The sequence below is a fragment of the Klenkia sp. PcliD-1-E genome (assembly GCF_024124375.1).
In the GTDB taxonomy this organism is placed as follows: domain Bacteria; phylum Actinomycetota; class Actinomycetes; order Mycobacteriales; family Geodermatophilaceae; genus Klenkia.
On record NZ_JAMXRZ010000151.1, the window covers coordinates 1 to 8,742 of the forward strand.

An 8,742-nucleotide genomic window follows, 5' to 3' on the forward strand; every position below is an offset into this window, starting at 1 on the left:
CTGCCCCGCAAGCAGGTGATGGTGGTCAGCGACATCGCCCGGGCCGCGCTGGACGCCGCCCGTGCCGCCTCGGCCGCCCGCCCCCGGCCCACCCGCCGCCGGGTCGCCGGGCCCCGCCGCTCGTGGACCGGCCCGGGCCCCGGCGCCGACGACCCGCAGACCCTGGGCTCCCTGGTGGACTCCCTGGTCAGCGCCGAGGACTGGGGCGAGCGGACGAAGGTCGGCTCGGTGTTCGGCCGGTGGGACGCCCTCGTCGGCCCGGACATCGCGGCGCACTGCGCCCCGCAGTCGCTGAGCGAGGGCGAGCTGACCGTGGTCGCGGAGTCCACCGCGTGGGCCACCCAGCTGCGGATGATGGCCCCGACCATCCTCGGCAAGCTGCACAACCAGGTCGGCGGGGACGTCGTGACCCGCTTGCGCGTTGTCGGACCGACGGCCCCCAGCTGGAAGAAGGGCCCCCGCACCGTCCGCGGCCGCGGCCCCCGCGACACCTACGGCTGACAGCCACGAGGAGAGAGCACCGATGAGCACCCCCCGGAACGACGGCTTCGACGACCGTCCCGAGGACCAGCGCGGCTGGCACGAGCCCACCCACCTGGGCCAGGGCGGTGAGCAGCCGCCCGGCCAGTCCCCGGACCCGCAGTCCGGTGCAGGCTGGGAGCCGCCGGGCTGGTCGCTGCCCGACGCCGCCCCCGACCGCCCCGCCCAGCCACCGTCCCAGGACCGGGACGCCACCCCGCCGGCGCAGCAGTGGGACCCGCCCACCCAGCCGGCCGGTCAGCAGCCCCAGCCGTGGGACGCCCAGCCGCAGCAGGCGCCCCCGGCCACCGAGGAGCGCCGCGGGCTGTTCTCCCGCCGGCCCCGCAAGCCCACCGAGATCGAGCAGGCGTTCGCGCCGAAGGGCGGTCCGGCCGGCGAGCTCGCCGCCTGGGGAGCGGCCTACGGCTGGACGGCGTCGGACGGCACCGCCCCCGAGGACGCCCCGCTGGCCGACCTCGTCCGCTCCGCGCCGGTGCGGCCGGGGAAGTCCGACGTCCCCTCGAACGTGCTGCGCGGCCGGGCCGACGGCGTCGACCTGGTCGCCTTCGACGTGGTCTCCCCCTACGGCAAGGGCTGGGTGGCCACCCACGCCGTCACCGCAGCGCCGGTGCTGGGCGACGTCCCGGGCTTCCGGTTGACCCCGGCCCGGTTCTGGCGGCACGGCACCGGCGGGCTGCTGCAGCTGCCCAGCGGCGACCAGGAGTTCGACACCCGCTGGGTGCTGCTGGCTCCCGAGGACTCCCCGCAGCTGCGCCGGCTGGTCGAGGACCCCGTCGTCCGCCAGCTGCTGCTGGGCTCCGACGACGGCGACGAGCTGTGGTCGGCCGCCGGCTTCGTCGCCGCCGTCCGGCCCGACGGCCAGCGCCCGCTGCTGGTCGAGCACCACGCCCGGATCCTGGTCGCGGTGGTGGGAGCCCTCGCCGCCGGGCGGTGACGCAGAGCCTTCGCCGCCGGGCGGTGACGCAGCCCCCTCGCCCGGCCGCCGGTCTGCGGGAGCTGCTGCCGCTGCTGCGGCCGCACCGCGCCGCCCTGGTCGCGGCCGCCGTCCTGTCGCTGGTCTCGGCGGCCGCGGCCCTGGCCCAGCCGCTGCTGGTCTCCCGGGTGGTCGACGCCGTCGGTGCCGGCCGCCCGCTGCTGCCGGTGGTGGCCACCCTGGTGGTCGTGCTGGTCGCGGCCGCCGTCCTCGGTGCCGGCCAGCAGTACCTGCTGCAGCGCACCGCCGAGGGCGTCGTCCTCAGCACCCGGCGCACCCTGGCCGACCGGTTGCTGCGGCTGCCGGTCACCGAGTACGACCGGCGGCGCACCGGTGACCTGATGAGCCGGGTCGGCTCGGACACCACACTGCTGCGCGCCACGGTCACCAGCGGCGTGGTGGAGGTCGGCGGCTCGCTCGTGCTGGGCATCGGCGCCCTGGTGGCGATGGCGCTGGTCGACGGCCTGCTGCTGCTCATCACCCTGGCGTCGGTGTCGATCGGGGTGACGGTGGCCATCGCCGCGGCGCGCCGGGTCCGGGTGCTCTCCCGCCAGGCGCAGGAGCAGGTGGGCGCGATGAGCGCGGCGGTGGAGCGCTCGCTGTCGGCGGTGCGCACCATCCGGGCCAGCGGCGCCACCGCCCGCGAGGTCGACACGGTGGGGGCGTCGGCGCAGCGGGCGTTCACCGCCGGGGTGGCCGTGGCCCGGCTGCAGGCGCTGGTCGCCCCGGCCAGCGGCATCGCCGTGCAGGGTGCCTTCCTCGCCGTCCTCGGCGTCGGCGGCTACCGGGTGGCCAGCGGCGCGATCACCGTCGCCGACCTGATCGCCTTCATCCTCTACCTGTTCCTGCTGGTCCAGCCGCTGGGCCAGGTCATCCGCGCCTACACCGAGCTGCAGACCGGGTTGGGCGCGCTGGCCCGGGTGCAGGAGGTGCTGGCCCTGGACCCCGAGGACGACGAGCACCCGCAGCGCCCGGGGACGACGACCGCGCCGCGGCTCCCCGCCCCCGGCGACCCGGTCCCGCTGCTGGAGCTGCGCGACGTCGACTTCGACTACCCCGACGGCACGCCGGTGCTGCGCGGGGTCTCCTTCGCCCTGCCCGCGGGCAGCCGCACCGCCGTCGTCGGTCCCTCCGGTGCGGGCAAGTCCACGCTGCTCGCGCTGGTCGAGGGCTTCTACCCGCTGACCGGCGGCTCGGTGCGCTGGGCCGGCACCGACGTGCGCGAGCTGCCGCGGGCGGCACTGCGCGCCCGGATGGGCTACGTGGAGCAGGAGGCCCCGGTGCTGGCCGGCACGGTGCGGGAGAACCTGCTGCTGGCCGCTCCGGCCACCCCCGAGCCGGAGCTGTGGCGGGTGCTGGCCGACGTCGGCCTCACCCCGGTCGTCGAGCGGTCCGAGCTGGGCCTGGACGTGCTGGTCGGCGACGACGGCGTGCTGCTGTCCGGCGGGGAGCGCCAGCGGCTGGCCATCGCCCGCTCGCTGCTGGCCCGGCCTGCGCTGCTGCTGCTCGACGAGCCCACCGCCAGCCTCGACGCCCGCAACGAGACCCTGCTGCGCCAGACCCTGGACGCCGCCGCGCGCGACCGGGCACTGCTGGTGGTGGCCCACCGGCTGTCCACCGTCCGGGACTCCGACCAGATCGTGGTGCTGGAGTCCGGCCGGGTGGTCGCGGTGGGCACGCACGACGAGCTGGTGGAGACCGACCCGCTGTACCGCGAGCTCGCCACCGCCCAGCTGCTGGTCTGAGCGAGCCCGTCACCGGCGTCCTGGAGTCCGTGACGGACGCCGGGGCAACACCGGTGGTGGTCGAGGTCCTCCTGGTGCGGCAGAGGTGACGTCAGGGCGCGGACGGCGCGGTTCTGTCGGCGGGACCCGGTACCATCGAGGGGTCGTACCGCCAGCAGCCCGCTGAGCGCCGTCCTGCGCCTCCTGCCCTCCCCGGCGGGGTCGGCGCGGCCGGCCGGCGGCTCGCGCGAGAAGAAGGGCCCCACGTGGCTGGATCCGGCAAGCCTGCCGAGCAGAACTCCTACTCCGGAAGCTCGATCACCGTCCTCGAGGGGCTCGAGGCGGTCCGCAAGCGCCCCGGCATGTACATCGGCTCGACCGGCGAGCGCGGCCTGCACCACATGGTGTGGGAGGTCGTGGACAACGCCGTCGACGAGTCGCTGGCCGGTTTCTGCGACACCGTGCGGGTCACCCTGCTCGACGACGGCGGCGTCCGGGTCGAGGACAACGGCCGCGGCATCCCGGTCGACGAGCACCCGGTGCAGAAGCGGCCCACCGTCGAGGTCGTGCTGACCATCCTGCACGCGGGCGGCAAGTTCGACGGCAAGTCCTACGGCGTCTCCGGTGGCCTGCACGGCGTCGGCGTCACCGTGGTCAACGCGCTGTCCACCTCGCTGGACGTCGAGATCTGGCGCGACGGGGTCGAGTACGCCCAGCACTACACCGAGACCGTGCCCGGCGAGCTGCGCACGATCGGGTCCACCGACAAGCGCGGCACCGCGATCACCTTCTGGGCCGACCCGTCCATCTTCGAGACGACCACCTACTCGTTCGAGACCATCCGCCGCCGCCTGCAGGAGATGGCCTTCCTGAACAAGGGCCTGACCATCGTGCTGCGCGACGAGCGGCGCAGCACCGCCGCGGCCGAGTCCGCCGGCGAGGAGCTGCTGACGCTGGAGGCCGAGCCGGTCGAGGCCGACGACAAGCCCTTCCAGGCCACCGAGGTCACCTACCGCTACGACGGCGGCCTGTCCGACTACGTCAAGCACGTCAACGCGAAGAAGAACCCGATCCACAAGTCGGTCGTCGCCTTCGGCGCCGAGGGCACCGGCAAGAACGACACCGCGATGAGCCTCGAGGTCGCGATGCAGTGGTCGGAGTCCTACTCCGAGTCGGTGCACACCTTCGCCAACATCATCAACACCCACGAGGGCGGCACCCACGAGGAGGGCTTCCGCGCGGCGCTGACCTCGATCGTCAACCGGTACGCCGTCGAGAAGAAGCTGCTCAAGGACAAGCCCGAGGACAAGCTGTCCGGCGAGGACATCCGCGAGGGCCTGGCCGCGATCGTCTCGGTCAAGCTCGGTGACCCGCAGTTCGAGGGCCAGACGAAGACCAAGCTCGGCAACACCGAGGTCAAGGGCTTCGTGCAGCGGGTCTGCAACGAGCAGATCGGGCACTGGTTCGAGGCCAACCCGGCCGAGGCCAAGACCATCATCACCAAGGCCAGCTCGGCCGCCCGCGCCCGCCGCGCCGCCCAGGACGCCCGCAAGCTGGCCCGCAAGAGCCTGCTGTCGGTGTCCGGCCTGCCCGGCAAGCTGTCCGACTGCCGCTCCACCGACCCCGCCCGCAGCGAGGTCTACATCGTCGAGGGCGACTCGGCCGGCGGCTCGGCCAAGTCCGGCCGCGACTCGATGTTCCAGGCGATCCTGCCCATCCGCGGCAAGATCATCAACGTCGAGAAGGCACGCATCGACCGGGTGCTGAAGAACACCGAGGTCCAGTCGATGATCACCGCCTTCGGCACCGGCATCCACGACGAGTTCGACATCACCAAGCTGCGCTACCACAAGATCGTGCTGATGGCCGACGCCGACGTCGACGGCCAGCACATCTCCACGCTGCTGCTGACCCTGCTGTTCCGGTTCATGCGGCCGCTGGTCGAGGGCCAGTACGTCTACCTCGCCAAGCCTCCGCTGTACAAGATCAAGTGGGGGGCCAAGCACGACGACGAGTACGCCTACTCCGACCGCGAGCGCGACGCGCTGGTCAAGGCCGGTGCCGAGGCCGGGCGGAAGGTCAAGGAGGAGATGATCCAGCGCTACAAGGGTCTGGGCGAGATGAACGCCGGGGAGCTGTGGGAGACCACGATGAACCCCGAGACCCGCATCCTGCGCCAGGTCACCCTCGAGGACGCGGCCGCCGCCGACGAGATCTTCAGCGTCCTCATGGGTGAGGACGTCGAGGCCCGCCGCTCGTTCATCACCCGCAACGCCAAGGACGTCCGCTTCCTCGACGTCTGACCGGGCCGTTCCGGGCCCGTTCGGGCCCGGAGCGACCGGTCGGCCACCGGGAGGACACCCGGTAGCCACCCGGACGTCGCCCAAACCCCTTGTCGACCTGGACTTTTGTCCACCGCTGTGCACTGACCTGTGGAGAACCGAACCGTGACCGAGCCCGTGAGCACCGACCGCATCGAGATGGTCGACCTCCAGCAGGAGATGCAGCGCAGCTACATCGACTACGCGATGAGCGTGATCGTCGGCCGCGCCCTGCCGGAGGTCCGCGACGGCCTCAAGCCGGTGCACCGCCGCGTGCTGTTCGCCATGTACGACCAGAACTTCCGCCCCGACCGCGGCTACGTGAAGTGCGCCCGCCCGGTCGCGGAGGTGATGGGCAACTACCACCCCCACGGCGACACCGCGATCTACGACGCCCTCGTCCGGCTCGCCCAGCCCTGGTCGATGCGCTACCCGCTCATCGACGGCCAGGGCAACTTCGGCTCCCCGGGCAACGACCCCGCGGCCGCCATGCGCTACACCGAGTGCCGGCTGACCCCGCTGGCCATGGAGATGCTGGCCGGGATCAACGAGGAGACCGTCGACTACCAGGGCAACTACGACGGCCGCACCGAGGAGCCCGTCGTCCTGCCCTCGCGGGTGCCGAACCTGCTGATCAACGGCTCGGCCGGCATCGCCGTCGGCATGGCGACCAACATGCCCCCGCACAACCTGCGCGAGGTGGCCGAGGCCGTCTACTGGATGCTCGACCACCCCGAGGCCGCCGCCGAGGAGGCGCTGGCCGCGTGCATGGAGCGGATCAAGGGCCCCGACTTCCCGACCCACGGCCTCATCGTCGGCCGCGACGGCATCGAGGACGCCTACCGCACCGGCCGCGGCTCGGTCCGGATGCGCGCGGTGGTGGCCGTGGAGGAGGACTCCCGGGGCCGGGTGCAGCTGGTGGTCACCGAGCTGCCCTACCAGGTCAACCCGGACAACCTGGCCGAGAACATCGCCGAGCAGGTCAAGGACGGCCGGCTGCAGGGCATCTCCGAGATCGCCGACGAGTCCTCCGACCGCGTCGGCCGCCGGCTGGTCATCACCCTGCGCCGCGACGCCGTCGCCAAGGTCGTGCTGAACAACCTCTACAAGCACACCCAGCTGCAGACCTCCTTCGGCTGCAACATGCTCTCCATCGTCGACGGCGTGCCCCGCACGCTGCGGCTGGACGAGCTCGTCCGCTACTGGGTCATCCACCAGGTCGAGGTCATCCAGCGGCGCACCCGCTACCGGCTGCGCAAGGCCGAGGAGCGCGCGCACATCCTGCGCGGCTACGCCAAGGCCCTCGACCAGCTCGACGCCGTGATCGCCCTCATCCGGGCCAGCGCCTCGGCCGAGGCCGCGCGCACCGGACTGATGGAGCTGCTCGAGGTCGACGAGGTGCAGGCGCTGGCCATCCTCGACCTGCAGCTGCGCCGCCTCGCCGCCCTGGAGCGGCAGCGCATCCTCGACGAGCTGGCCGAGATCGAGGCCACCATCGCCGACCTGCAGGCGATCCTGGACTCCCCGGAGCGGCAACGGCAGATCGTCCGCGACGAGCTCAAGGAGATCGTCGACAAGTACGGCGACGACCGGCGCACCCAGTTCGTCGCCCACGACGGCGACGTGTCCATGGAGGACCTCATCGCCGAGGAGCAGGTGGTCGTCACGATCACCCGCACCGGCTACGCCAAGCGCACCAAGGCCGACCTCTACCGCTCGCAGCGGCGCGGCGGCAAGGGCGTCATGGGCGCCACCCTCAAGCAGGACGACCTGATCCAGCAGTTCTTCGTGGGCTCCACCCACGACTGGATCCTGTTCTTCACCAACAAGGGCCGGGTGTACCGGGCCAAGGCCTACGAGCTGCCCGAGGCCGCCCGCACCGCCCGGGGCGCGCACGTGGCCAACATCCTGGCCTTCCAGCCCGACGAGAAGATCGCCCAGGTCATCCAGATCAAGGACTACGGCGTCGCCCCGTACCTGGTGCTGGCCACCGCCGGCGGCCAGGTCAAGAAGACCCGGCTGGCCGACTTCGACTCCCCGCGCAGCGGCGGCGTCATCGCGATCAACCTGCGCGAGGGCGACGAGCTGGTCGGTGCCGCGCTCATCGACCCGGAGCAGAACCTGCTGCTGGTCACCCGCAAGGCGATGAGCATCTGCTTCAAGGCCGACGACGTGCAGCTGCGCCCCATGGGCCGGGCCACCGAGGGCGTGCGCGGCATCTCCCTGGCCGACGACGACCAGCTGCTGAGCATGATCGTGGTGACCGAGGGCGTCGACGTCCTCGTCGCCACCGAGGGCGGCTACGCCAAGCGCACCGGGATCGAGAACTACCCGGAGCAGAACCGCGGCGGCAAGGGTGTGCTCACCGCCGACCCCAAGGCCCGCAAGGGTGCCCTCGTCGGCGCGCTGTCCGTGGTGCTCGGCGACGAGCTCTACGCCATCACCTCCAGCGGCGGTGTCATCCGCACCCCCGTCAACGGCGTCCGGCACAACAAGGACCGGGCGACCATGGGCGTGAAGCTGATGAACCTGCCCGAGGACGTCTCGATCGTGGCGATCGCCCGCACCACCGACAACGACGAGGCCGAGGCCACCGGCCAGACGACGCTCTGAGCAGGGCCCCGTCGCCGGCAAGGCTCGTGCCTTGCCGACGACGGGGTGCACGGCGTGCCGGTCGGGCGCGGGACCCCGACGGTGACCTCCGCGCCTAGGCTGGGGCGGATGCCGGGCCACGGCACGGACCACCAGGTCCGGGTCGGGACCGGAGGATCGACGACAGAAGTGCGGACGTCGCCCCCGCCGGGGTGGCTCCGGGCGCGACGGGGACGCCCCCCGGGACGGAGAGCGGCATGAGCGACCGGACGCAGGGCTCGGTGCGGACCGACGACGCCGGGGCGGATGCCGACCCGGAGACCGCGGCCATCCCCACCGAGAAGCCGGGTTCGGGCAGCGGTGCCCCCGACGTCCCGCCCCCGGCGGCCGACGCGGCCCGTCCCGCCGGCTCCTCGTCCTCGGGCTCCTCGTCGGGCTCGGGGTCGTCGGGTCAGGGCTCGAAGGGGTCGGGGGCCGCCAAGCCCGCCGTCGCCCCGGGCTGGGGCGGCGCGGCGCCGTCCGGCAGCGCGCAGGCGTCCCGGCCAGCCGGCCAGGCGCCGTCCGGCCCCACGCAGCCGGCGGCCTCCTCGAC

5 protein-coding genes and 1 pseudogene are annotated in these 8,742 nt (G+C 73.1%); all 6 read left to right on the top strand.

Translation table 11 applies throughout. The features are described 5' to 3' along the window. Positions 1 to 18 precede the first annotated feature (18 nt). Positions 19 to 501, top strand: a complete 483-nt coding sequence (locus NH342_RS20465; RefSeq protein ID WP_253017791.1) for a DUF721 domain-containing protein — start codon at positions 19 to 21, stop codon at positions 499 to 501. A gap of 22 nt (positions 502 to 523) precedes the next feature. Further along, complete coding sequence (locus NH342_RS20470; protein WP_253017783.1) at positions 524 to 1,474, top strand: hypothetical protein; 951 nt, start codon at positions 524 to 526, stop codon at positions 1,472 to 1,474. Positions 1,475 to 1,497: 23 nt separating this feature from the next. Then, positions 1,498 to 3,258 (top strand): ABC transporter ATP-binding protein, encoded by a 1,761-nt coding sequence (locus NH342_RS20475; RefSeq protein ID WP_253017785.1) that lies wholly within the window; start codon positions 1,498 to 1,500, stop codon positions 3,256 to 3,258. Between the two features lie 245 nt (positions 3,259 to 3,503). Next, the gene (gene gyrB, locus NH342_RS20480; RefSeq protein WP_253017787.1) at positions 3,504 to 5,540 is read left to right on the top strand and encodes a DNA topoisomerase (ATP-hydrolyzing) subunit B; all 2,037 of its coding nucleotides are present in this window, start codon (positions 3,504 to 3,506) and stop codon (positions 5,538 to 5,540) included. A 144-nt stretch (positions 5,541 to 5,684) separates the two neighbouring features. Then, positions 5,685 to 8,171 (top strand): DNA gyrase subunit A, encoded by a 2,487-nt coding sequence (gene gyrA, locus NH342_RS20485; protein ID WP_253017789.1) that lies wholly within the window; start codon positions 5,685 to 5,687, stop codon positions 8,169 to 8,171. A gap of 236 nt (positions 8,172 to 8,407) precedes the next feature. After that, positions 8,408 to 8,742 (top strand): annotated as a pseudogene (locus NH342_RS20490) (hypothetical protein); the annotation flags it as partial.